This window comes from Plantibacter sp. AC185 (assembly GCF_979258065.1).
The window spans coordinates 2637238-2660794 of sequence record NZ_OZ409831.1; the positions used below are offsets into that span (position 1 = coordinate 2637238).

Genomic DNA, 23557 nt, shown 5'->3' on the forward strand with positions numbered 1-23557 from the left:
CGGGATTCGCGGCCGGGTGCAGGAGTTGTGGACGCCGACCGCGCGTCAACGGTGCTTCAGCTGACGATGTCGACACCGTGACCGCGAAGGCGACGCTGGTCGGCGGTGAGTGATGCGATGAGCCGCTCGTTCGTCCCGCGGATGTGACGCGCGACGAGGTCCGCCGCGCGCTCGGGGTCGCGCGCCGCGACCGCGTCGAGGATGGCGCGGTGCTCCGTGGCGGCCTGCTCTCGGGCCTCGGGCGTCTGCACCTCGAGCCAGCGGGTACGGGCGAGCCGGACCATCGCGCCGTGCACCCCTTCGGCGAGCAGGTGGTTCGCGGACAGTGCCGCGAGCTCCTCGTGGAAGTCGCCGCCGACACGGAGCACCGTGTGCTCGTCGTCGGGGCGGGGTTCGTCGAGCAGGGTGCGGATCGCGGCGAGCTGCGCTTCGGTCGCGCGTTCGGCGGCGAGTCGGACGCCGGCGGTTTCGAGCGCCTCACGGACCTCGGCGATGAGGCCGATCTCCTCGAGGTCGATGGGGGCGACGATCCAGCCGCGGCCGTCGCGACGCGCCAGTCCCTCGGCCTCGAGCCGGGTGAGTGCTGCGCGCACGGGCGTCCGTGACGCCGCGAAGCGTTGCTCGAGCCCCCGCTCGGTGAGCGGCTGCCCGGGCGCGAGGTCGAGGGTCAGGATCGCCCCGCGGAGGCGCTCGTACAGCTGCGTGGTCTGCGTCGGAGTGCTCATCCGTGTTCCCGATCCGGCCGGTGGCGATTGGTATACCAAAATGGTGTACCGTCATGCTAGCAGTGGGAGACGCCCAGCGCAGGAGGCGGCACGATGACCGGAACGACACCAGCCCCCGTGGCCCCGGCGACCGCTCGCGGCGCGCGCCCACCGATGCCGAACGCCGGTCGGGCCTGGACCGTCCTCGGGCTCGGTGTCGCCGCGCAAACCGCCGGCACGCTCTTCGTCAGCACCCCGGCGTTCCTCATCCCGCTCCTGCACGCCGAGCGGGGCATGTCGCTCGCCGAGGCCGGCGTCCTGGCCGCTGCCCCCACGCTCGGCATGGTGCTGACGCTCATCGCCTGGGGCTGGCTGGCCGACCGTGTCGGCGAGCGCATCGTCATCGCTGGCGGCCTCGCCCTCACCGCGTTGGCCGCTGCCGGGGCGATCGCCGCGGACGGCCTCATCCCCTCGCTCGGCTACGGTCCACTCGGCATCCTGCTCCTCCTCGGTGGTGCCGCCTCCGCGAGCACGAACTCGGCGAGCGGCCGGATCGTCGTCGGCTGGTTCCCGAAGGACCGCCGCGGCCTCGCGATGGGGATCCGCCAGATGTCACAGCCGCTCGGCGTCACGGCGGCCGCGGTGACGGTGCCGTCCGTGGCGGCGGCGTCGGGCATCTCCGCCGCACTCCTGATCTCGCTCGTCGCGACGGGTGTCCTCGCCGTGGCCTGCACCGTCGGACTCCGGAATCCGCCACGGACCGTCGTGCCGAAGCCGGTCTCGACGGAGACGACGCCGAACCCCGTGGCCGCGCGACCACGCAACCCCTACCGAGGCGACGGCTTCCTCTGGCGCATCCACGCGGTATCGATCCTGCTCGTGGTGCCGCAGTTCACGCTCACGACCTTCGCGCTCGTCTGGCTCGTCACCGATCAGGGCTGGAACGCGCTCGCGGCGGGCGTGCTCGTCGGTGTCGCGCAGTTCGTCGGAGCGATCGGTCGGATCGGCGTCGGGGTGTTGAGCGACCGGGTCGGCAGCCGGGTGCGACCGCTGCGCTGGGTGGCGGTGTCGGCGGTCGTCGTCATGTTGCTCCTCGCCGGCGTGGGGCTGCTGCAGTGGCCCGTGGCTGTCGCCGTCGCGCTCGTCGTCGCCAGTGCCGTGACGGTCGCCGACAACGGGCTGGCCTTCACCTCGGTCGCCGAGATGGCCGGCCCCGCCTGGGCCGGGCGGGCGCTGGGAGCGCAGAACACCGGCCAGTTCATCGCCGCGTCGGTCGTCGGTCCGGCGGTCGGTGCGCTCATCGGCTTGGTCGGCTATCCGCTCGCCTTCCTCGCGGTCGCGGTGCTCCCGGCCCTCGCGATCCCGATCATCCCGAGCGAGGCCGCGGAGCACGACCACCTTTAGGTCGTCGTCCCACTGGTCCGGCCGGCTCGTCTAGTCGACGTTTGACGGATATCTATCGCGGCTGCCAGGCTTGCCGAGGCCCCACGACGGCCCGTGTACCTCCCCGCCGGCGAGTCGCGCTCCACTGCCTCCGACCACCGTCGAGCGACAGCCGGAGACGCCTGGTCGGCCGATCAGAAAGCACCACAGTGACCGGCACCACCACGTCCACCGACCCCGTCCACGCCGTCGCGGAGGCCGCCCTGCGGCGCAACGCGGGCGAACCCGAGTTCCACCAGGCGCTCCTCGAAGTCCTCGAGTCCATCCGCCCGGCGCTCGACGAACACCCCGAGTACCTCGAGGCGGGCATCCTCGAACGTCTCGTCGAACCCGAGCGGCAGGTCGTCTTCCGTGTGCCGTGGACCGACGACCGCAACCGGGTGCAGGTGAACCGCGGATTCCGCGTCCAGTTCAACTCGGCGCTCGGCCCGTACAAGGGCGGGTTGCGCTTCCACCCGAGCGTGAACCTGTCGATCGTGAAGTTCCTCGGGTTCGAGCAGATCTTCAAGAACGCCCTCACCGCGCAGGGCATCGGCGGCGCGAAGGGCGGCAGCGACTTCGACCCGCACGGGCGGTCGGACGCCGAGATCATGCGCTTCTGCCAGAGCTTCATGAACGAGCTCTACCGCCACCTCGGCGAGCACACCGACGTCCCTGCCGGCGACATCGGCGTCGGCGCGCGCGAGATCGGCTTCCTCTTCGGCCAGTACCGGAAGATCACCAACCGTCACGAGTCGGGCATGTTCACCGGCAAGGGTGTCGGCTGGGGCGGCGCCGAGGTGCGTACCGAGGCGACCGGGTACGGGACGGTGTTCTTCGTGGACGAGATGCTCGCCGTCGACGGCCGCGGGGTCGAGGGCAAGCGCGTCATCGTGTCGGGTTCCGGGAACGTCGCGACCTACGCGATCGAGAAGGTCCATCAGCTCGGCGGGACCGCCGTCACCGCGTCGGACTCCTCCGGATACGTGGTCGACGACGCCGGCATCGACCTCGAGCTCCTCAAGCAGATCAAGGAGGTCGAGCGCGGCCGGATCTCCGAGTACGCCGCCCGCCGTCAGGGCGCCCACTTCGTCGCCGGCGGCAGCGTCTGGGACGTCCCGGGGGAGATCGCGCTGCCGAGTGCAACGCAGAACGAGCTTCATGAACGCGACGCGATCGCCCTCGTGAAGCACGGCGTCATCGCGGTCGCGGAGGGTGCGAACATGCCGTCGACGCCCGAGGCCGTGCGGGTGTTTCAGCAGGCAGGCGTCCTCTTCGGCCCGGGGAAGGCGGCGAACGCCGGTGGCGTGGCGACCTCGGCGCTCGAGATGAGCCAGAACGCTGCCAGGCAGCGGTGGTCCTTCGACGACAGCGAGGTGAAATTGCGCGGCATCATGCACGGCGTGCACCGTGCCGCCTACGAAGCCGCCGAGCGCTACGGTCGGCCGGGTGACTACGTCGTCGGGGCGAACACCGCCGCGTTCGTGAAGGTCGCGGACGCGATGCTCGCCCAGGGCGTCATCTAGCCCGCTCTGTCCCCAACTCAGGAGTGCTCCGGCGCGTCGTCCTTTGACGGGACCGCCGCGCCGCGCACCTCCTGAGTCGGGGACGCGGAATCCGCCGGCGAAGGACACGGCGGGTGTCGGATTGCGACGGGGTGGTCGGCTCCTGGACGGCGAGTGACTAGCCTCGAAGGGTGACCGACCCCCGCCCCGCAACCACCGTCATCGTCGGTGCCGGCCTCTTCGGCTTGGCGACCGCCGTCCACCTCGCCCGCGCCGGGCGACGGGTGACGGTCCTCGAGTCGGGCACCGCCGCCGGAGCGACGACCGCGGCGGGAGCGGGCTTCGTCGGCCTGTGGGCGGCGGGCTACGCCTGGTACTGGGACGAGTCGGAACTCGCCCTCGAGCAGGCGGGCCTCGACTTCTACCGCGGGCTCGACGCGGCCGGATATGACATCGGTCTGCGGAACACGGGCAACGTGTGGCTCGCGCTCACCGAGCAGGCCGTGCTCGATCACCTGCTGCCGTTCGCCGAGCACCCGCTCCGACCCGAGGACGCCCGCCTGCTCACCGCCGTCGAGACCGCTGAGCTCGTTCCAGGTCTCGACCCTGAGACCATCGTCGGGGCGTTCATCCATCCCGACGGCATCCAGATCAGCGCGCCCGACGCCGGACTCGCGCTCGCGGCGCTCGCCCGGGCCGAGGGCGTCGAGATCGTCGAGCACACGCCCGTCGTCGATCTCCTCGCCGAGGGCGGCCGAGCCGTCGGCGTGCTGACCGCCACCGGCGAGCGCGTCCTCGGCGACGAGGTCGTCCTCGCCGCCGGGTCCTGGACGAACGGACTCCTCGCCGCCACGGACCGCGTGCTGCCGTTCGCACGCGTGATCGCGAGCCGCCTGACCACCGCCCCGTTCGGCCTCGGCGAGGTGCCGACCCTCATGATCCCGGAACTCGACGGACTGTGGATCCGGGAACACCTCGGCGGTCTCACCTATGGCAACGGCGTCGGCTACGAGGCGCTCGCGCTGCATGACAGCCCGGCCGACCGTCGCCCGGACCGCCCCGACCTCGTCGAGGCGATGCGGGAGCACCTGTCGCCGATCATCTCCGAGCTCATCCCGGCCGCCGCGCCCGTCGTCGACGACGCCGAAGCCGTGCAGGGGATCGTGTCGTACACCGCGGACCGCCGCTTCATCGCGGGCCCCTTGCCGGAGCTCGACGGGCTGTACGTCGTGGCCGGCGACAACGAGTCCGGCGTCACGCACGGCCCCGGACTCGGCCGGATGCTCGCCGAACTGATGGTCACGGGTGAGAGCCCCTTCGTCGACGCGTCGCGATACGCGCCCGGTCGATTCCCGTCCCGTCCGTTCGCCGACGAGGCCGCCGTGGCCGCCGCGATGCCGGCTCGTCGTGCGGTCGACGCGCGCGCCACCGCAGCGACCCGCGAGACCACGGAGTCGGGCCTGCCTGCGGAGTCGGGCCGATGACCGCGCCGGGTCCGGCAGCGGACGCGACGCCGACCGCGCTGCCGGCGCGCGCCGAGGTCGTGGTCATCGGTGCCGGGATCGTCGGTGCGGCGGCTGCGCGCTCACTGGCCGAGCAGGGCCGGGACGTGCTGCTCCTCGAGCGGTACCCGCGCGGTCACGAGCACGGCTCCTCACATGGCGCGACCCGCATCTTCCGTCAGGGCTACGACGCCGACGACTACGTCGCCCTGACGTCGGAGGCGCTCGCGGCCTGGCGGCAGCTCGAGTCGGCGAGCGGACGGACGCTGCTCGACCTCACCGGCGCGCTCGACCACGGCCGACCCGAGATGCTCTCGGCGATCGAGGCGGCGATGACCCGAGGCGGGATCGCGTCGGAGCGCCTCACCCCGGAGCAGGCGAGCGACCGCTGGCCCGGACTGCGGTTCGACCGCGAGGTCCTCCACCACGCGACCGGCGGGCGACTGTACTCCGCCGAGGCGATCGAGGCCCTGCTCGACCTCGCCGAGGTGGCCGGAGCGACCCTGCGCTTCGGCGTGCGGGTGACGGGCGTCGAACCGGCCGAGTCGAACGACCCGACCGCGGGTGCCGCCGGCGCCGTCGTCCGCACCGAGCTGGGCGACGTCGCCGCGGACCACGTGGTCGTCGCGGCCGGCTCCTGGACACCCGACCTCGTCGGCGACCTCGCTCGCAGCGTCGGTCGTCCGCTGCCCGAGATCGTCGTGACGCAGGTCCAGCCCGCGCATTTCCCGAGCGAACTGGGCGCGGACGCCTGGCCGAGTTTCGTCCACTATCCCGCCGAGGGGTCGAGCGTGTACGGCCTGCTGACGCCGGGCGAGGGGGTCAAGGTCGGGCTGCACGGCGGTGCCGTCCACGTCCACCCCGACGAACGCGACGGCCTCGCCGAACCCGTGGAACTCGCGCGGCTCACCGCCTACGTCGCCGAATGGGTGCCCGGCGTCGACGCGTCCGCACCCCATACCATCAGCTGCCTCTACGATCTGAGCCCCAGCGAGGATTTCGTGATCGACCGGATCGACAGCATCATCGTCACGACGGGATTCTCCGGTCACGGGTTCAAGTTCGGCCCGGTGCTGGGACGCCTCATCGCCGAGCTCGTCGACGGAGCCGAACCGCACCCGAGGTTCGCGCTCGCCGCCCACGCGGTCCCCGTCGCGCCATCAGCATCAGCACCCCCGCAGTCACCCGAAGGAACCGCTCCATGAACCGATCCGCCAGATTCGCCACGGTCGCCATCGGCCTCGGTGTCGTCGCCGCCCTCACCGGTTGCACGGCCCAGGGCGGGACCACCACGACCACCGCGCTCGTCATCGGCACGACCGATCAGATCGTCTCGCTCGACCCGGCCGGTGCCTGGGATCGCGGCTCGTTCACGCCGCAGAACCAGATCTACCAGCACCTCCTCAGCTACGACGAGGGCGACGTCGTGCCCGCCCCCGACGCGGCGGAATCGTGCGACTTCACCGACGAGTCCACCTACGTCTGCACGGTCAAGGAGGGGCTGACCTTCTCCAACGGCCACGCGCTCACGGCCGAGGACGTCGTCTACTCCTTCACCCGCGTCCGTGAGATCGCCGCCGACAACGGTCCGTCGCCGCTGCTCGCGAACCTCGACAGCGTCGAGGAGGGTGACGACAACCAGGTCGTCTTCCACCTCACAGTGCCGAACGACCAGACCTGGCCCTACGTGCTCACGAGCATGGCCGGGCCGATCGTCGACGAAGAGGTCTTCCCGGCGGACAAGCTGCTGAGCGACGACGACGTGATCGGCTCCGGCCCCTACGCCGTCGACAGCTACCAGGCGGGCGGACTGCTCTCCCTCGAGGCGAACTCGCGCTACTCCGGGACGCGCGCGAAGACGCAGCACGTCGTGCTCAAGCCGTACACGACGGCGTCGAACCTGCGGCTCGACCTGGAGAAGGGCGACGTCGACATCGCCTACCGCTCGCTGACCGCGACGGACGTCGCCGACCTCCGGAGCGACTCCGACCTGCAGGTCGTCGAGGGGCCGGGCGGTTCGGTGCGGTTCCTCACGTTCAACCTGAACACCCAGCCGGGCGCGAACGACGCGCAGAAGCTCGCCATCCGGCAGGCGGTCGCGTCGCTCGTCGATCGTGAGGAGATCGCCGACCAGGTCTACAAGGGCACCTACGCGCCGGCGTACTCGGTCGTGCTCGACGGTCAGACGGGTGCGACGCCCGCGTTCCAGACCGCGTACGGTGACGCGCCGGACCCGGCGAAGGCCGCGGCGATCCTCGCGGCCGCGGGCGTCAGCACTCCGGTCGCCCTGCCGATCCAGTACACGAGCGACCACTACGGCCCCGACTCCGACCAGGAGTACGCGCTCATCAAGTCGCAGCTGGAGACGTCCGGCCTGTTCACCGTCGACCTGCAGTCGACGGAGTGGACGAGCTACGTGAAGGAGCTGAACCCGGAGTCGGGTTACCCGGCGTACCAGCTGGGGTTCTTCCCGGACTACCCGGACCCCGACAACTTCCTGCGATCGGCGTACTCGACGACCGGCGCGTCCGTCGCCAACGGGTACTCCGACCCGGCCGTCGACGCGCTCATCGACACCGAGGCGACGGCGACAGACCCGGCGGCGCGCATCGCGGCGATCGAGCAGATCCAGGCGCTGACCGCGACCGCTGCTCCGATCATCCCGCTGCTCCAGGGCACCGAGACGGTCCTCGCCCAGAAGAACGTGACGGGCCTCGAGGACACGCTCGACGCCACCTACACCTTCCGCTTCGCGGTCCTCGACCGAACGAAGTAGCCGTCGCCGCCGGGGTGTGCGCCAGCGCGGTGCGCTGGCGTGAGCGCGGGTCTGTGACGTGAGCGCGCCCCTCCGGAGACCCGCGCTCGCGTGCGCGGGGAGCGCTCACGCCGGGTGTGCGTCATTCACGCGGGCGCACCGCGCCGGCACCCGGTGGGGAGGTCTCAGGTCAGCGCGGTGCGCTGGCGCGAGACCTGCCGAATCGGCGTGGGCGCGGGTCTGGGAGGTGAGCGCACCCCTCTGGAGACCCGCGCTCGCGGCTGTGGGGCGCGCTCGCGTCAGCGCACCGCGCTGGCACCCATCACAAGTGGGGGAGGACCTGGGCGAGTGCGATCGTCGCGTCGCCGGTCAGGGGCAGGGTGCCGGCCTCGAGTCGGAGGGTGTCGTGCCGCTGGAGGGCACCAGGGCCGAGACCTGGCCCCGTCGCCGACAGCAGTCCATCGAGGAACACGACGAATGTGGTGGCTCCCGGCGGCGTGGTGACGAGCCTCGAACCGTCGACGACGCCGACCTCGAGCGATCCACGGAACCGGTCCCGCGACACCATCAGGTTGAGATCGAGCGTCGGCCCGACCACGCCCCGCGACGACACCGCTGAAGCCCCGTCGAAGGCGGCGACCTGCCACCGGTCCAACTCGACCGGCTCACCGTCGATCACGAGTCCGAGTCCGCCCGCCGACAACGCCATCAGCTGACGGTCGACGCCGGGGAACGACGAGAAGGCGACGTCCGACTCGACCGTCGCGATGCTCAGCGTCCACCCCGGAGCGGCCGGCGCGTCACCCTCACCATCGCCGCGCCCACCATCGGTCCGAAGCCCGACCGCCTCGACGGCGATCTCCGTCGCGGTCCCAAGCCCGTTCCGCCAGCGGTAGCTCCGATGCCGGTCGGCCGGCAGCAGCACGAGTGCACGACCCTCCGCTGCGTCGCTCACCGCTGCGTCGTCCCTGCCGTGACGCGCTCGCCGCGCTGCCGGACGCCGACCGTCAACGGCACGCCCGGCCGGTAGGCGAGATGTGAGACGGAGGGGGCGTCGAGCACCTGCAGGTCCGCAAGGCCACCCACGCGGAGCGATCCGACGGCGTCGGCCCCGTGCTCGCGACCGACCGCCACCCCGGCCCCACGCGTCGCCGCCCACACCGCTTCGGCGATCGTCAGCCGCATCTGCAGCACGGCGGTCGCCACGCAGTACGCCATCGACGTCGTGTACGAGGTGCCCGGGTTGCAGTTGGTCGCGAGGGCGATCGAAGCACCGGCGTCGATGAGCGCGCGCGCCGGCGGGAACGGCTCGCGCGTCGACAGGTCGCAGGCCGGGAGCAGGGTCGCGACCGTCGACGAACCCGCCAGGAGGTCGACGTCGGCGTCCGAGAGGTGGTTGCAGTGGTCGACGCTCGCCGCCTCCAACTCGACCGCGAGGCGCACTCCGCCACTCTCGCCGAGCTGGTTCCCGTGCACCCGGACACCCAGCCCTGCGGCGCGACCGGCGAGCAGCACCTCGCGCGACTCCTCGACGTCGAAGGCGCCGACCTCGCAGAACGCGTCGACGTAGGACGCGAACGGAGCCACCGCCGCGAGCATCGGTCCGGTCACGAGGTCGAGGTAGTCGCGGCGGTCGACACCGGCCGGCACGAGATGGGCCCCGAGGAAGGTGACGACGTCGGCGACCTCGGCCGCCGCCCGAGCGGACCGCGCCTCGCCCTCCACGTCGAGCGCGTACCCCGTCTTCGCCTCGAGGAACGTCGTCCCTTGCGCGAGCGCCTCCGCCCGCAACCGCCGCGCACCCGCGACGAGCTGCTCCTCCGAGGCGGCCCGAGTGGCGGCCACGGTCGTCGCGATCCCGCCCGCCGCGTACCGGCCGCCGGCCATGCGCGCCTCGAACTCCGCCGAGCGGTCGCCCGCGAACACAAGATGCGTGTGCGTGTCGACCCAACCCGGGAGCACGGCGCGCCCGCCCACGTCGGTCCGTATGTCGGCGTCGGGCGCGTCGACCGCTGCGCCGAGCCACGCGATCCGGCCGTCCTCGATGACGACCGCCGCATCGGTGATCCGGTTGCCGTCGACGTCGCCCGGCCCGGAGCCCGCGTTGGTCGTGAGCTCGGCGATGCCGGTGATGAGTTCGCTGGTCATGGCTGCATCTCCTGCGAGGGGTGATCAGGTGTCGGGGACGAGGCGGCTGCCCGGGGCGTCTCCGTCGATGCTGCCAGCTCGGCGAGCGCCACCGCGAGGAGCCGCTCCGGCGTCGACTCCTGCGACGTCGCAAGCAGCCGACCTCGCTCCACCACGAGCCGCCCGCCGACGACGACCCGCACGACGTCGGACGCGGTCGCGACGAGGGCGAGTTGTGCCGGGTCCATGCCGGTGGTGCGCAGGCTCGACGTCGACACCTCGACGAGGTCGAGCGGGTCGCCGACATCCAGCGTGTGCCGCCCGAGTCCGAGCGAACGGTATCCGTTGTCGGTGCCCGCCTCGAGGAGTTCGGCGGGCGAGAACCGGCCGCGTCTGCCGGAGGCGAGCCGTTCGCCGGCCTCGAGTCCACGCAGTTCGAGCAGCGGGTCGACCACCGCGTTCTGGTCGGAGCCGACGGCGATCCGGGCCCCCGCGTCCGCGAGGCGGCGGGCCGGTCCGATGCCGTCGCCGAGGTCCGCCTCGGTCGTCGGGCACATCACGACGGTCGCGCCGGACCGCCCGATCGCCGTGACGTCCGCGTCGGTCAGGTGCGTCGCGTGGACGAGGCTGATGCGTGGGGCGAGCGCACCGAGCGCGGCGAGCACGCCCGTCGGCGTCCTGCCCGTCTTCGCGAGCGTGTCGACGTTCTCCTGCGGTTGCTCCGACAGGTGGACGTGCAGCGGGACGTCGTCGGGCAGGCCGGCGAGGATCGTGCGCATGGCGTCGACGGGCACGGCGCGCACGGAGTGCAGCGCGGCACCGAGCGTGACGAGCCCGGAGGCACCGACGGAGCCGGACAGTGCGGCGCGCAGGCGATGCCAGCGGGCGAGCCAGCCGGCCGCGTCGCCGTCGCCGAACGCGAGCTGTTCGGTGAGCAGCGGAGCGGCGGGACCCCCGGCGTACCCGAGGCCACTCGCGAGGTAGGCCGTGTCGAGGAGGGTGAGCCGGATGCCGACGTCGGCGGCGGCTTCGGCGACCGCCAGTTCCATCGCGTGGGCGGTCGGGTACGGGGTGCCGTCGGCCTGGTGGTGCACGTAGTGGAACTCGCCGACCGCCGTCCAGCCGCAGACGAGCATCTCGCCGAACACGGCACGAGCGACCCGGCCGTAGTGGTCCGGGTCGAGGCTGGCGGCCGCCGCGTACATCGCCTCGCGCCACTGCCAGAAGTCGCCGCCGTCGGCGTGGGTGCGTCCGCGGAGCAGCCGGTGGAACGCGTGGGAGTGGGCGTTCCCCATGCCCGGGATGACCGTTCCGAGGCGTCGGTCGCCCGCTTCCGGCTCGACGCCCCGCTCGACGGCGGTGATCCGTCCGGAGTCGTCGGCTGTGAAGCGCACGCGGCCGGTCGGGCGACCGTCGATGATCGCCGTCGCGGCCCAGATGGGACCCCGCACGTCCGCCGCGCCGGCGTCGACGCTCGCGACCGTCACAGGACGCTCCGGAGCAGGGTCTCGAGCGCCTCGACACCGGCGACGCAGTCGTCCGCCTCGGCGAACTCCTCCGGCGAGTGCGAGACGCCCGTGGGGTTCCGCACGAAGACCATCGCCGTCGGCACGGCTCCGTTCAGGACACCGGCGTCGTGACCGGCACCCGTCGGCAGCAGGGGGACCCCGCCGAGCGTGCCCGCCAGCCGCGCGGCGAGCTCGGGGTCGAACTCGACGACGCCCGACCACGACTCCTCGACCAGCTCAGCTGTACAGCCGGAACCGGCGACGGCCTCTTGCACCCGGCTCTCGATGTCCGCGACGAGGGCGCGCGTGCCGGCGTCGGTGGCGGCGCGGGCGTCCACCCAGGCGTCGACCTCGGAGGCGATGACGTTGGTGCCGCCCGGCACGATGCGCATGCGGCCGACGGTGGCGCGGGCGTCGTCCGTCGCGAGGGCTGCCTGCTCGACCGCGAGGACGGCCCGTGCCGCGGCGACCACGGGATCACGGCGCTCGCGCATGCCGGTCGCGCCGGCGTGGTTCCCCTGACCGCTCACGCGGAGTCGCCAGCGGCCGTGGGCGAGGATCGACGAGGCGACGGCGGTGGGCGAGCCGAGGTCGATGAGGCCGCGACCCTGTTCCACGTGCAACTCGATGAAGAGTCCGACGCGGCCGAGCGCCTCGTCGTCGCGGCCGAGGTGCTCGGGAGCGAGCCCGGCGGCCGCTGCGGCCTCCGCCACGGTGACCCCGTCCGCGTCGGTCAGCGCTCGGGCGGCGTCCACGGTGATCGCCCCGGACAGGAGCCGGGATCCGAGGCAGGCGACCCCGAACCGGGACCCCTCCTCCTCGGCGAACACCACGACGGCGACGGGACGCGACGGTTGGAACCCGGTGGCCTGCAGACGCGCGACGGCGTCCAGCGCTGAGACGACGCCGAGCGGCCCGTCGAAGGCGCCGCCGCCCGGGACGGAGTCGAGGTGGCTGCCGGTGACGACCGCGTCGGGCCCAGGCGCGCCCCACCACGCCCACAGGTTGCCGTTCCGGTCCGTCTCGACGTCGAGCCCGAGTCGGGCGGCGCGAGCGGTGAACCACTCGCGCAGCTCGAACTCGGCCGGCGTCCAGACGTGCCGGGAGTACCCGCCGCGTGCCGGATCGACCCCGACGCCGGTGATCTCGTCGAGCCCGGCGAGCCGACCGTGGGCGATCAGGCCGTCGGTCACTCGCCCTCCCACATCGGCACCCGCAGGCCGCGTTCGCGGGCGACCTCGGCCGCCCGCTCGTAGCCGGCGTCGACGTGACGCATGACGCCGGTGCCCGGGTCGTTGACGAGTACGCGCGCGATCTTCTCGGCGGCGAGCGGCGTCCCGTCGGCGACGATCACCTGACCGGCGTGGATGGACCGGCCGATGCCGACCCCGCCGCCGTGGTGGATCGACACCCAGGTCGCGCCGGACGCCGTGTTGAGCAGGGCGTTGAGCAGCGGCCAGTCGGCGATCGCGTCGGAGCCGTCGGCCATGGCCTCCGTCTCGCGGTACGGCGAGGCGACGGAACCGGAGTCGAGGTGGTCGCGGCCGATGACGACGGGCGCGCTCAGTTCACCCGAGGCGACCATCTCGTTGAACTTCAAGCCGGCGAGGTGGCGCTCCTGGTAGCCGAGCCAGCAGATGCGGGCGGGCAGCCCCTCGAAGGCGATCTTCTCGCCGGCCGAGGTGATCCAACGGCGCAGCTTCTCGTCCTCGGGGAAGAGCTCGAGGATGGCGCGGTCGGTCGCGGCGATGTCCGCCGGGTCGCCGGACAGGGCCGCCCAACGGAACGGACCTTTGCCCTCGGCGAAGAGCGGCCGGATGTAGGCGGGCACGAAGCCGGGGAAGTCGAACGCGCGCTCGCAACCGCCGAGTTTCGCTTCGGCGCGGATGGAGTTGCCGTAGTCGAAGACCTCGGCGCCGGCGTCCTGGAAGTCGACCATCGCCTGCACCTGCTTCGCCATGGCGAGTCGCGAGCGGCGCGTGAAGTCGACCGGGTCGGCCGCCGCCTCGGTCTGCCAGTCGGCGAGCGCCGTGTCCTCGGGCAGGTAGGCGAGCGGGTCGTGAGCGCTCGTCTGGTCGGTGACGATGTCGATGGCGACCCCGCGCCGCAGCAGTTCGGGGAAGACGGTCGCGGCGTTGCCGACGAGACCGACCGACAGCGGGCGCCGTTCGGCCTTGGCGGCGAGCACGCGTTCGACGGCGTCGTCGAGGTCGTCCGTCATCTCGTCGAGGTAGCGGTGCTCGACGCGTCGCTCCAGTCGGCTCGGGTCGACGTCGACGATGAGCACGACGCCTTCGTTGAGCGTCACGGCGAGCGGCTGTGCCCCGCCCATGCCGCCGGCGCCGCCGGTGAGGGTCAGCGTCCCGGCGAGGGTGCCGCCGAACCGCTTGTCGGCGATGGCGGCGAAGGTCTCGTAGGTGCCCTGGAGGATGCCCTGCGTGCCGATGTAGATCCACGAGCCGGCGGTCATCTGCCCGTACATGGTGAGACCCTCGGCCTCGAGCTTGCGGAACTCGGGCCACGTCGCCCAGTCGCCGACGAGGTTGGAGTTCGCGATGAGCACGCGCGGTGCCCACTCGTGCGTGCGGAAGACGCCGACGGGCTTGCCGGACTGCACGAGCAGGGTCTCGTCGGCCTCCAGCCCTTCGAGCGTGCGGACGATCGCGTCGTACGCCTCCCAGTTGCGCGCGGCCTTCCCGGTGCCGCCGTAGACGACGAGGTCCTCGGGGTGCTCGGCGACCTCGGGGTCGAGGTTGTTCATGAGCATCCGGAGCGGGCCCTCGGTCTGCCAGCTCTTGGCGGTGAGGGTGGTGCCGCGAGCGGCACGGATGGTCCGGGTGGTGGTCGGCATGCGCTGGTCCTTTACGTCTGCGGTGCGGTGGTGGTGGTGCTGTTCCGACGGGCTCAGGGGCGGGTCGCCGTCCTTGAACGGGTTCTGGGTTCCGAGCTGCTTCTCGGCCCCTGAGCCCGTCGAAGGGTGTCGCTAGCCCAGGTCGGCGTCCTTCAGCCACTCCTCGGCGATGCTCTTCAGGCTCGTGCCGTCGGACGCCTTGCCGTTCATCTCGATGAGGTCCTCGGTGGTGAGGGCCGCGGAGACCTTGTCGAGCGTCTTCGAGATCGTGTCGTCGAGCTTGCTCGTGCTGATGACGGGGACGATGTTCTCGGCCGCGAAGAGCGACTTGTCGTCTTCGAGGGCGACGAGCTTGTTCGCGGTGAGCCCGGGGTCGGTGCTGAAGATGTCGCCGACCTGCACCTGGCCGCTCGTGAGCGCGGTCATCGTGAGCGGTCCGCCGGCGTCGAGGCTGACGAACTCCTTGAAGGTGAGACCGTAGACCTGCTCGAGGCCGACGACGCCGTTGACGCGCGTCTTCCACTCCGGCGGGCCGCCGAGGCTGAGCTCGGACATGTACGGCACGAGGTCGGAGATCGTCTTGAGGTCGTACTTGTCGGCCGTCTCCTGGGTGACGGCGAGCACGTCCTTGTCCTCCGCGGGGGAGATGTCGAGCATGCTGACACCCTTCGGGAGCTTGTCGCCGAGCTCCGCGACGACGTCCTCGCTCGTACTGGCCTTCGACTCGGAGTCGAGGTACTTGAGCAGTGCGCCCGAGTACTCGGGGAGGAGGTCGATGGAGCCGTCCTGTAGCGCGGCCATGTAGACCTCGCGGCTGCCGATGTTGAATTGTTCCTTCACCTTGACGCCCTCGGCTTGCAGTGCCTGGGAGTAGATGGTGGCGATGAGCTGGCTCTCGGTGAAGTCGGCTGAGCCGATGATGACGGCGTCGCCGGAGGAGCCGGACGCGCCGTCGCTGCTGAGGGCGTCCTGGCCGCCGCAGCCGGTGAGGACGAGAGCGGCGGCTGCGGTGGTCGCGGCGATGGCCGCGAGTCGACGGGGGAAGGTGAGGAAGGGCATGAGGACCTCGATTCGGTGAGATGGACGGATCGGTGGTGCGGTCGTGCGGAGGTGGTCGTGCGGTGCGGGTGCGGCTCAGGCCGGCCGGGGGATCGCCCCGGTGACGGTGGTCGGGGCCGCCGTCCGCCGTCTGCGGCTGGTGCGTCGCAGACCGGGGGAGACGATGAGGGTGCCGAGGAGGGTGAAGGCGATCTCCAGTGCGAAGGCGAGGGCGGCGACGAGGATCGCGCCGCCGGCCATCTGGAAGAAGTCGGCCTGGGCGCGGCCGTCGATGATGTAGCGGCCGAGCCCCTGCAGGCCGAGGTAGGCGGCGACCGTCGCGGTCGAGACGACCTGGAGGGTGGACGAGCGGATGCCGGACAGCAGCAGGGGGAGGGCGCAGGGGAGCTGGACGTGCCAGAGGATCTGCAGCTTCGTGTAGCCCATGCCACGGGCGGCACCCACCGCGTCGGGATCGGCGCTCTGGATGCCCGTGTACGTCCCGGTCAGGATGGGCGGGACGGCGAGGAGCACGAGGACGACGATCGTCGGGATGACGTAGACGAGCTGCCCGGGGACCACCGGCGAGATGAGGAGGAACAACAGGATGAGGAGGCCGAGGGTCGGCAGGGCGCGGAGGGCGTTGGCAGATCCGGCGACGAGTCGCTCGCCCTTGCCGGTGTAGCCGACGAGGATGCCGAGCGGCACGGCGATCGCCGCGGCGATGACGAGCGCGATGCCCGTGTACAGCAGGTGGTAGCCCATCTGCGAGGGGATGCCGTCGGGGCCGGTCCAGTTGGCGGGGTCGGTCAGCCAGCCGATGACGCTCATGCTGCCACCGTCCGATCACGCCAGGGTGTCGCGAGCGAGCCGAGCCGGACGATGATCAGGTCGAGGATCACGGCGAGGACGACGCAGAGCAGGATGCCGGTGACGAGCGGCACGAACAGGCGGAGCTGGAAGCCCTGGGTGAACAGGGTCCCGAGTTGCGGGATGCCGAGCAGGGCGGCCATCGTGACGATGCTGACGTTGGAGACGACCGCGACGCGCAGGCCGGCGGCGATCACCGGGACGGCCACGGGCAGTTCGACCAGCACGAGTCGCTGCCAGGACCGGTAGCCCATGGCCTCGGCCGCCTGCACCGCGTCCACCGGCACCGAGGACAGTCCGTCGGAGACGACACGGACGAGGAGCGACACCGTGTAGACGGTCAGGGCGATGACGATGTTGATCGGGTCGAGGATCTTCGTGCCGAGGATCGTCGGCAGGATGATGAACAGTGCGAGTGACGGGATCGTGTACAGCAGCCCGGCGGTACCGACGATGAACGGTCGGCCGCGACGCGAGCGGTGCGCCCACCAGCCGAACGGGAGGGCGACCAGGAGGCCGAGCACCGTCGGGGTGAGCGTCAACCAGAGGTGGTTGAGCGTGAGGTCGCCGATGAGCGGGAGGTTCTCCCAGATCCAGTCGATCGTCATCGGAGGCTCCGCTCGGGGGCGGGGCGCTCGAGCAGTTCGCTGGCGGCGATGGTGCCGGTGAGACGGCCGTCGTCGTCGAGGAGCCCGACACGTCGACTCGGGTGCGCGAGCGCTGCGTTGAGCGCGATGCGGAGCGACGCCGTGCGCGGCACGAACAGGCCGTGGCCGCTGATGGTGTCGATCGAGACGGAGCCGTGACCGGCTGCGGTGTCGAACCAGCCGAGGGGACGGCGTTCGTCGTCCGTGACCACCACCCAGCCGCTCGCGTGCACACCGGTCACGGCGGTGTCGCCGAGCCGGGCGACGGGCTCACGGTGGAGGGCGTCGTCGTGGTCGAGCCCGAGGAAGCCGAGTGCACGGTAGCCGCGGGCCTCACCCACGAAGTCGGCGACGAACGCGTCGTGGGGGCGGGTCAGGAGGTCGACCGGCGGCGCGATCTGCGCGAGGAGACCGCCCTCGCGCAGGACCGCGACCTGGTCGCCGAGCTTGAGTGCCTCGTCGATGTCGTGGGTGACCATCACGATCGTCTTCGAGATGTCGGCCTGCAGGCGCAGGAACTCGTCCTGGAGCTGCGTCCGGACGATGGGGTCGACCGCGCTGAAGGGTTCGTCCATGAGGAGGAACGGCGGGTTCGTCGCGAGGGCGCGGGCGACGCCGACGCGCTGCTGCTGACCGCCGGACAGTTGCCACGGGTACTTCTTCGCGAACTTCTCGTCGAGACCGACGCGCTCCAGCAGCTCGAGGGCCGCCGTGCGCGTCTCCCGACGCGAGCCGCCGAGGAGGCGGGGGAGGGCCGCGACGTTGTCGACGACGGTGCGGTGCGGGAAGAGACCGGCGTTCTGGATGACGTAGCCGATCCGACGGCGGAGGGTGACGCGGTCGAGCGACTGGGTCTCGACGTCGTCGAGCAGGATCGACCCCGAGGTCGGATCGATGAGGCGGTTGATCATCCGGAGCGAGGTGGTCTTGCCGCAGCCGGACGGGCCGACGAGCACCGTGAGGGATCCGGTCGGCACCTCGAAGGAGAGGTCGTGGACGGCGACCGTGCCGTCCGGGTAGGCCTTCTTGACGTTCGTGAAGCGGATCATGCGCGTCCCTCCAGGAGGTCCGCGGCGTCGTCGGGGACGGTCGCGGGTGTGTTGTCGGTGGGGCCGGTGTACGAGGCGAGCCCGCTGGAGAGCCGGTCCGTGGCGGCGACGAGGAGCTCGCCGTAGGAGGCGATGAGGTCGTCGGTCATCCGGTAGCTCGGGATGACGAGGCTCAGGGCCGCGACGATCCGTGCTCCCGAGCGGACGGGAGCGGCGATCGCGGTGACGTCCGACTCGACGCCCCGCTCGACCGTGACGTAGCCGGCGGTGGGGGTCCGCCCGGTGAGTGCGGCACCCGCGGCCGACCCGTCGAGGGGGATCGTGCGACCGACCCAGCTCGCGTGACGGACGGAGTGGGTGCCCTCGGTGATCGCGAGGTAGAGCGCGGTGGACGCATGACCCTCGACGCTCAGGTAGGCGGACTCGCCGGTGCGTTCGACGAGGTCGAGCATCTCCGTGTGGCAGAAGCCGACGAGCGACTCGTTGCTGAGTGCCTGCGTGCCGAGCTGGACGACGCGGCTGCCGGGTCGGTAGCTGCCGTCGGCGTCCTTCCGGACGAAGCCCGTGGACTCCAAGGTGCGGAGGAGCCGGAGGGCGGTGCTCGGCGAGAGGTCGACGAGTCGCGCGCTCTCGGCGAGGGTCGTGCGGCCGCGGTCGCACACCACGGCGAGGAGCGAGAGTGCACGCTCCACGGTTCGAGTCGATGATTCAGCCATCAGATCCCTCTCTGTCGAGCCACCACGCTATGGCTCCGCCGTTTCAGCGAACCGCCTCGAATGTTTCCGTCAGGTAAAACTCGAATTTCATCTGGTGGGACGTTCGCCGTGTGAGCAAGGATGGTGCACACGACGGCGGAGCGCAAGAGAGGGTGTCGGGATGATCGAGATCGCGGGAGCACTGGGCATCGACGAGCTGCGGCGGATCGCGGACCTCGAGGAGGAGGCCTCGGTGCCTCGCGCGGTGCTCGACCGGCTGGCCACCGCTCATGACGAAGCGCGGGACCTCGCCGAGCACGCGGCCGTCTACGGCAGGAGCACGGGCGTGGGGGCGAACAAGGACACCGCGGTGGCCGACGACGGCGATGCCCACGCACGCCGCCTGCTCCGCAGCCACGCGGTCGACGCCGGGGAGGTCGTCCCCGACCGGGTCGTGCGGGCGATGCTCGCGGTCCGGCTCAACCAGCTCGCCGTCGGCGGATCGGGTGTCGAGCCCGCGGTCGTCGCGGCGCTCGCCGAGATGCTGCGCCGCGATGCACTGCCGACCGTCCGGACCCTCGGGTCGATCGGGACCGGCGACCTCACCGCGCTCGCCGGTACGGCGCTGACCCTCCTCGGCGAACGGCCGGCGTCGACGCCACTGGAGCCGATGGACGCCTGGGGGTCGGAGAGCGCCCTGTCGTTCATCAGCAGCAGCGCCCTCACCATCGCGCGTGCGGCGCTCGCGGTCGCGGAGCTGCGGAGGCTCGACCGTGCCTGGTCGGCGGTCTGTGCGCTCAGCTTCCACGCGCTGGACGGCAACGCGCAGGCGTACGCCGAGGCGGCGGCGGGTGCGTCAGCCGCGCCCGGTGTCGAAGCTGCTGCTGCGGCGTTGCGCGCGCTCATCGGACCCGCGCCGGAACCGGCTCGGATCCAGGACCCGTTCGCACTCCGCATCGCCGCGATCACGCAGGGTGTCGTGGCGACGGCGACGGACCGGCTCGCGGACCAGGTGGAAGCGCTCATCGGTGCTGCGCAGGAGAACCCGCTGTACGTCCTCGGTGCCGATGCCGGGTCACGGGCGGTCCTCCACCACGGTGCCTTCTTCCAGGCGCAGCTGGCCGCGGAGCTGGACGCGACCGCGCTCGCGCTCGCGCAGACGTCGACGGTCACCCTGTCGCGCCTGCGGCTGGTGAACGAGCCCGCTTTCACGGGCCTGCCGCCGTTCCTCGGCGACGGGGAACCGGGTGCCTCAGGCCTGATGATGGTGGAGTACGTCGCGGCAGGCGCGGTCGCCGACATCCGGCACGCGGCGCAACCGGCGGCGCTCGGCACGGTCGTCCTGTCGCGCGGAGCCGAGGAGGACGCACCGTTCGCCGCGCAGGCCGTCGCCCAGCTGGAGGACGCGGTCGTCGCCACGAGGACGCTCATCGCCTGCGAACTCCTCGGAGCGGTGCGGGTCGTGCGGCGTCGCGGTGTGGCCGATCGACTGACCGGGGCGCTCGCCGACGTGTTCGCCCGGGCATCGGCGTCGCTCGGCTCGGACGACGCCGACCGCGACCTCCGCCCCGACCTCGAGCGGGCGACGGCGCACCTCGCCGAAATCGCGGACCTCGTCGAGGGACGGTAGCCGGGCTCAGCGGTGTCGCCGGCTACGGGAGCTTGACGAGCAGCCCGCCGCGGTGCGCGTCGAACGCGACCATCGTCGCCATACCGAACGCGTCGCCGTCGAGCTCGAGGTCCTGCGCCTCGTCGACCCGCACGGTCAGCGCCTCAGCACGCAGGTTCGTCACGGTGTTCCCGCCCCGGCCCTCGGTGAAGCGGATCATCCGTCGCCCCACGGCAGTCCGCCGCAGGACCCGGTTCTCCCACGTGACCTTCCGCCACACGAGCAGCCACCCGAAGGCGCCCTTCGGCTGCAGCACCGCGACGTCGAGGAACCCGTCGTCGAGCTCGGCGTCCGGCATGAGCTGCACCCCGCCCTGCAGCGTGCCGCAGTTGCCGACGAGCACCGAGCTCACGGTCGCCGCATGCTGACGGTGCCCGCGCAACTGGTAGTGGATGCGGAACGGCGCGGCCGTGGCGATCGAGCGGAGACCGGACTCGACGTAGGCGAGCCAGCCGAGCGACTTCTTGAGGTCGGGGTTCGCGGTGGCGATCATCATCGCGTCGACGCCCATGCCGGCCATCACCACGAACGCGTGCTCCTCCTCCGACCCGTCGGCGCGGGTGATCATGGCCACGCCGATGTCGATCGCGCGCGTGTCGCCCGTGAACGCCGTCCCGATCGCGGCCACCTGGTCGCCGAGCGGCAGCTTCAGGTTCCTCGCGAGCAGGTTGCCGGTCCCCGACGGGATGAGGGTCAGCGGCACACCGCTCCCGCGCAGCCCTTCGGCGGCGGCCCGCACGGTCCCGTCGCCGCCGGCCACGAGCACCACCTGGGCGCCGTCGAGGACCGCGCGCCTCGCCTGACCGACACCGGGGTCGTCGACACTCGTCTCGTACAGGTGCGGAGCCGCCCATCCCGCCTCCTGCGACCGCGCCTCCAACGCGCTCCGCAGCCGGGTGGCGTCGACCTTCACCGGGTTGTACACGAGCGCGGCGTGCGGGGGAGTCGGCATGGCCCAACGGTACTGTCCCGGGGCCTCGTCACCGACCTCGATCGCTAGACTTGCCGGGTGATCGATCCCGTACTCCTCCGCGAACAGCCAGAAGTCCTCCGAGCGTCGCAGCAGAAGCGAGGGTCCTCCGTCGACCTCGTCGACCAGGCGATCGACGCCGACACCGCACGCCGCGCTGCGATCACCGGGTTCGAGGAACTCCGTGCCGAGCAGAACGCGTTCGGCAAGCAGGTCGCCAAGGCCCCCAAGGAGGAGAAGGCCGCACTCGTCGCCCAGGCGCAGCAGCTCGCCGCCCGCGTCAAGGAGGCCCAGCAGGTCGCGACGGAGGCCGAGGCCTACTTCGCCGACGTCGCCGGTCGCATCCAGAACCCGGTGCTCGACGGCGTGCCCGCCGGCGGCGAAGCCGACTTCATCACGCTCCGCGAGGTCGGTGAACGCCCCTCCTTCGCCTTCACCCCGCGCGACCACCTCGAGCTCGGCGAACTCCTCGGCGCCATCGACATGCAGCGCGGCACCAAGGTCAGCGGCTCGCGCTTCTACTTCCTCCGCGGCATCGGTGCCCGCCTCGAGATCGCCCTCATGAACCTCGCGCTCGACCGCGCGATCGAGGCCGGCTTCGTCCCGCTCATCACGCCGACGCTCGTGCGCCCCGAGATCATGAAGGGCACCGGCTTCCTCGGTGAGCACGCCGACGAGGTCTACCAGATCGCCGGCGAAGACCTCTTCCTCACCGGTACGAGCGAGGTGGCGCTCGCCGGGTACCACTCCGACGAGATCCTCGACCTCGAGCAGGGCGCGCTCCGCTACGCCGGCTGGTCGACCTGCTACCGCAAGGAGGCCGGGTCCTACGGGCGCGACACCCGCGGCATCATCCGGGTGCACCAGTTCAACAAGCTCGAGATGTTCGTCTACACCAAGCCGGAGGACGCCGCCGCCGAGCACGAGCGCCTGCTGTCGTACCAGGAGGCGATGCTGCAGTCGCTCGGCCTCAGCTACCGGGTCATCGACACGGCCGCCGGCGACCTCGGGTCGAGCGCGGCACGCAAGTTCGACGTCGAGGCCTGGGTGCCGACGCAGGACTCCTACCGCGAGCTCACCAGCACCTCGAACTGCACCACCTACCAGGCGCGTCGCCTCGACACCCGGTACCGCACGGAGTCGGGCAAGACCACGCCGGTCGCGACGCTCAACGGAACGCTCGCGACCACCCGCTGGATCGTCGCGATCCTCGAGACGCACCAGCAGGAGGACGGCAGCGTCGTCATCCCCGAGGTGCTGCGTCCGTATCTGGGCGGCATCGAGGTCGCGAGGCCGATCCGATGACGGACGAGACGACCACCACCGCGACCCCGTTGCTCATCGCCCTCGACATCGACGGCACCGTGCTGCACGAGGACGGTTCGCTCAGCCTGTCGGTCGCTGACGAGGTGCGCCGCGTGGTCTCGCTCGGCCACATCGTCACATTGGCCACCGGTCGCAGCTGGGAGAGCACGCGCCCGGTGCTCGAGGAGCTCGAGCTGACGCCGCAGTACGTCGTCTGCGCGAACGGTGCGCTCATCATGAAGCGCGACGAGTCGAAGCCCGACTCCTACGAGCGCTTCTTCATGGAGACCTTCGACCCGACCGAGGTCCTCGGGCTCATCCAGCCGCACCTCTCCGAGGGCAGCTACATGGTCGAGTACCCCGACGGCTTCCGCAAGTACACGGTCGGCATGGAGGACTGGAACCTCGAGAACGCGATCGAGGTGCCGTTCGAGGAGCTCGTGACGAGCCCCGTCACGCGCGTCGTCGTCGTCTCACCGAGTCATGACGAGGAGGAGTTCCTCCGCATCGTCGACAAGATCGGGCTCAGCCAGGTGAGCTACGCGATCGGCTGGACGGCGTGGCTCGACATCGCGCCGAAGGGCGTCAACAAGGCGACCGCGCTGGAGCGTGTCCGGGAGTGGCTGGGGCTCGAGCGCTCGCAGATGGTCGCCGTCGGCGACGGCCGCAACGACGTCGACATGCTCGGCTGGGCGGCCGCCGGAGGACGCGGTGTCGCCATGGGCCAGGCGCCCGAGGAGGTCCTCGCAGTCGCGTCGGAGGTCACCGGCACGGTCACCGACGACGGTCTCTCTCAGCTCCTGAGGAGCATTTCGGGTTAGCATCGTCCAAAGCTCCGTGCCGATTCGCCGTTTCCGGTGGGCACGGGGCGTCGGTGCGCGCCTGCTCCAGGGGTCACCGGACGACTCGCCGCAGCCCGGTCTCCTGGGTTCCGGCCACC

General features: G+C 71.6%; 20 protein-coding genes. 8 read left to right on the forward strand and 12 right to left on the reverse strand.

Annotated elements, in window-relative coordinates:
* Positions 1 to 56: 56 nt before the first annotated feature.
* Positions 57 to 725, reverse strand: coding sequence for a GntR family transcriptional regulator (locus ACZZZB_RS12505; RefSeq protein WP_463529839.1), 669 nt, complete (start codon positions 723 to 725; stop codon positions 57 to 59).
* A 93-nt stretch (positions 726 to 818) separates the two neighbouring features.
* Here ACZZZB_RS12505 and ACZZZB_RS12510 point away from each other — a divergent pair, with 93 nt between their 5' ends.
* The 5 genes from ACZZZB_RS12510 (at position 819) to ACZZZB_RS12530 (ending at position 7909) form a co-directional block, all read left to right on the forward strand.
* Positions 819 to 2108 (forward strand): MFS transporter, encoded by a 1290-nt coding sequence (locus tag ACZZZB_RS12510; RefSeq protein ID WP_425357596.1) that lies wholly within the window; start codon positions 819 to 821, stop codon positions 2106 to 2108.
* A gap of 188 nt (positions 2109 to 2296) precedes the next feature.
* Positions 2297 to 3652 (forward strand): NADP-specific glutamate dehydrogenase, encoded by a 1356-nt coding sequence (gene gdhA / locus ACZZZB_RS12515; RefSeq protein ID WP_064296885.1) that lies wholly within the window; start codon positions 2297 to 2299, stop codon positions 3650 to 3652.
* A gap of 170 nt (positions 3653 to 3822) precedes the next feature.
* Positions 3823 to 5115: an FAD-dependent oxidoreductase gene (locus ACZZZB_RS12520; protein ID WP_192006254.1), complete on the forward strand. Its 1293-nt coding sequence runs from the start codon at positions 3823 to 3825 to the stop codon at positions 5113 to 5115.
* A complete protein-coding gene (locus ACZZZB_RS12525; protein ID WP_463529840.1) occupies positions 5112 to 6338 on the forward strand; it encodes an FAD-dependent oxidoreductase in 1227 nt (408 codons plus the stop codon). Before ACZZZB_RS12520 ends, ACZZZB_RS12525 begins: the two co-directional genes overlap by 4 nt.
* Positions 6335 to 7909 (forward strand): ABC transporter substrate-binding protein, encoded by a 1575-nt coding sequence (locus tag ACZZZB_RS12530; RefSeq protein WP_192006250.1) that lies wholly within the window; start codon positions 6335 to 6337, stop codon positions 7907 to 7909. The genes ACZZZB_RS12525 and ACZZZB_RS12530 overlap by 4 nt, the downstream gene beginning before the upstream one ends.
* 301 nt (positions 7910 to 8210) lie before the next feature.
* Here the strand turns inward: ACZZZB_RS12530 and ACZZZB_RS12535 are convergent, their stop codons facing one another.
* The 10 genes from ACZZZB_RS12535 to ACZZZB_RS12580 all read right to left on the reverse strand — a co-directional run bounded on the left by ACZZZB_RS12535 (position 8211) and on the right by ACZZZB_RS12580 (position 18694).
* Positions 8211 to 8843, reverse strand: a complete 633-nt coding sequence (locus tag ACZZZB_RS12535; RefSeq protein WP_463529841.1) for a HutD/Ves family protein — start codon at positions 8841 to 8843, stop codon at positions 8211 to 8213.
* On the reverse strand, positions 8840 to 10036 hold the full coding sequence (hutI, locus tag ACZZZB_RS12540) for an imidazolonepropionase (protein ID WP_463529842.1): 1197 nt from the start codon (positions 10034 to 10036) through the stop codon (positions 8840 to 8842). The genes ACZZZB_RS12535 and hutI overlap by 4 nt, the downstream gene beginning before the upstream one ends.
* Positions 10033 to 11502 carry a formimidoylglutamate deiminase gene (locus ACZZZB_RS12545; RefSeq protein WP_463529843.1) on the reverse strand — a complete coding sequence of 490 codons (1470 nt, stop codon included), beginning with the start codon at positions 11500 to 11502 and terminating at the stop codon, positions 10033 to 10035. The genes hutI and ACZZZB_RS12545 overlap by 4 nt, the downstream gene beginning before the upstream one ends.
* Complete coding sequence (locus tag ACZZZB_RS12550) at positions 11499 to 12716, reverse strand: allantoate amidohydrolase (RefSeq protein WP_463529844.1); 1218 nt, start codon at positions 12714 to 12716, stop codon at positions 11499 to 11501. Before ACZZZB_RS12550 ends, ACZZZB_RS12545 begins: the two co-directional genes overlap by 4 nt.
* Positions 12713 to 14374, reverse strand: a complete 1662-nt coding sequence (hutU, locus tag ACZZZB_RS12555; RefSeq protein WP_159876082.1) for a urocanate hydratase — start codon at positions 14372 to 14374, stop codon at positions 12713 to 12715. Before hutU ends, ACZZZB_RS12550 begins: the two co-directional genes overlap by 4 nt.
* Before the next feature lie 132 nt (positions 14375 to 14506).
* On the reverse strand, positions 14507 to 15433 hold the full coding sequence (locus tag ACZZZB_RS12560) for an ABC transporter substrate-binding protein (RefSeq protein ID WP_463529845.1): 927 nt from the start codon (positions 15431 to 15433) through the stop codon (positions 14507 to 14509).
* Positions 15434 to 15508: 75 nt separating this feature from the next.
* Positions 15509 to 16243 carry an ABC transporter permease gene (locus ACZZZB_RS12565; RefSeq protein WP_463529846.1) on the reverse strand — a complete coding sequence of 245 codons (735 nt, stop codon included), beginning with the start codon at positions 16241 to 16243 and terminating at the stop codon, positions 15509 to 15511.
* Entirely contained in the window at positions 16240 to 16890 is a 651-nt protein-coding gene (locus ACZZZB_RS12570) for an ABC transporter permease (RefSeq protein ID WP_162852302.1), read from the reverse strand. The genes ACZZZB_RS12565 and ACZZZB_RS12570 overlap by 4 nt, the downstream gene beginning before the upstream one ends.
* Complete coding sequence (locus ACZZZB_RS12575; protein ID WP_079706463.1) at positions 16887 to 17978, reverse strand: ABC transporter ATP-binding protein; 1092 nt, start codon at positions 17976 to 17978, stop codon at positions 16887 to 16889. Before ACZZZB_RS12575 ends, ACZZZB_RS12570 begins: the two co-directional genes overlap by 4 nt.
* Positions 17975 to 18694 carry an IclR family transcriptional regulator gene (locus tag ACZZZB_RS12580; protein ID WP_079706464.1) on the reverse strand — a complete coding sequence of 240 codons (720 nt, stop codon included), beginning with the start codon at positions 18692 to 18694 and terminating at the stop codon, positions 17975 to 17977. Before ACZZZB_RS12580 ends, ACZZZB_RS12575 begins: the two co-directional genes overlap by 4 nt.
* Positions 18695 to 18854: 160 nt before the next feature.
* Between ACZZZB_RS12580 and ACZZZB_RS12585 the strand changes: the two genes are divergently transcribed.
* Complete coding sequence (locus ACZZZB_RS12585; RefSeq protein WP_463529847.1) at positions 18855 to 20303, forward strand: aromatic amino acid lyase; 1449 nt, start codon at positions 18855 to 18857, stop codon at positions 20301 to 20303.
* A 22-nt stretch (positions 20304 to 20325) separates the two neighbouring features.
* On the opposite strand, the gene ACZZZB_RS12590 is transcribed toward ACZZZB_RS12585, so the two are convergent.
* On the reverse strand, positions 20326 to 21294 hold the full coding sequence (locus ACZZZB_RS12590) for a diacylglycerol/lipid kinase family protein (RefSeq protein ID WP_137244124.1): 969 nt from the start codon (positions 21292 to 21294) through the stop codon (positions 20326 to 20328).
* 57 nt (positions 21295 to 21351) lie between these two features.
* Here ACZZZB_RS12590 and serS point away from each other — a divergent pair, with 57 nt between their 5' ends.
* Positions 21352 to 22617: a serine--tRNA ligase gene (serS, locus tag ACZZZB_RS12595; RefSeq protein WP_463529848.1), complete on the forward strand. Its 1266-nt coding sequence runs from the start codon at positions 21352 to 21354 to the stop codon at positions 22615 to 22617.
* Positions 22614 to 23438, forward strand: coding sequence for an HAD family hydrolase (locus tag ACZZZB_RS12600; protein ID WP_086475291.1), 825 nt, complete (start codon positions 22614 to 22616; stop codon positions 23436 to 23438). The genes serS and ACZZZB_RS12600 overlap by 4 nt, the downstream gene beginning before the upstream one ends.
* Positions 23439 to 23557: the final 119 nt, after the last annotated feature.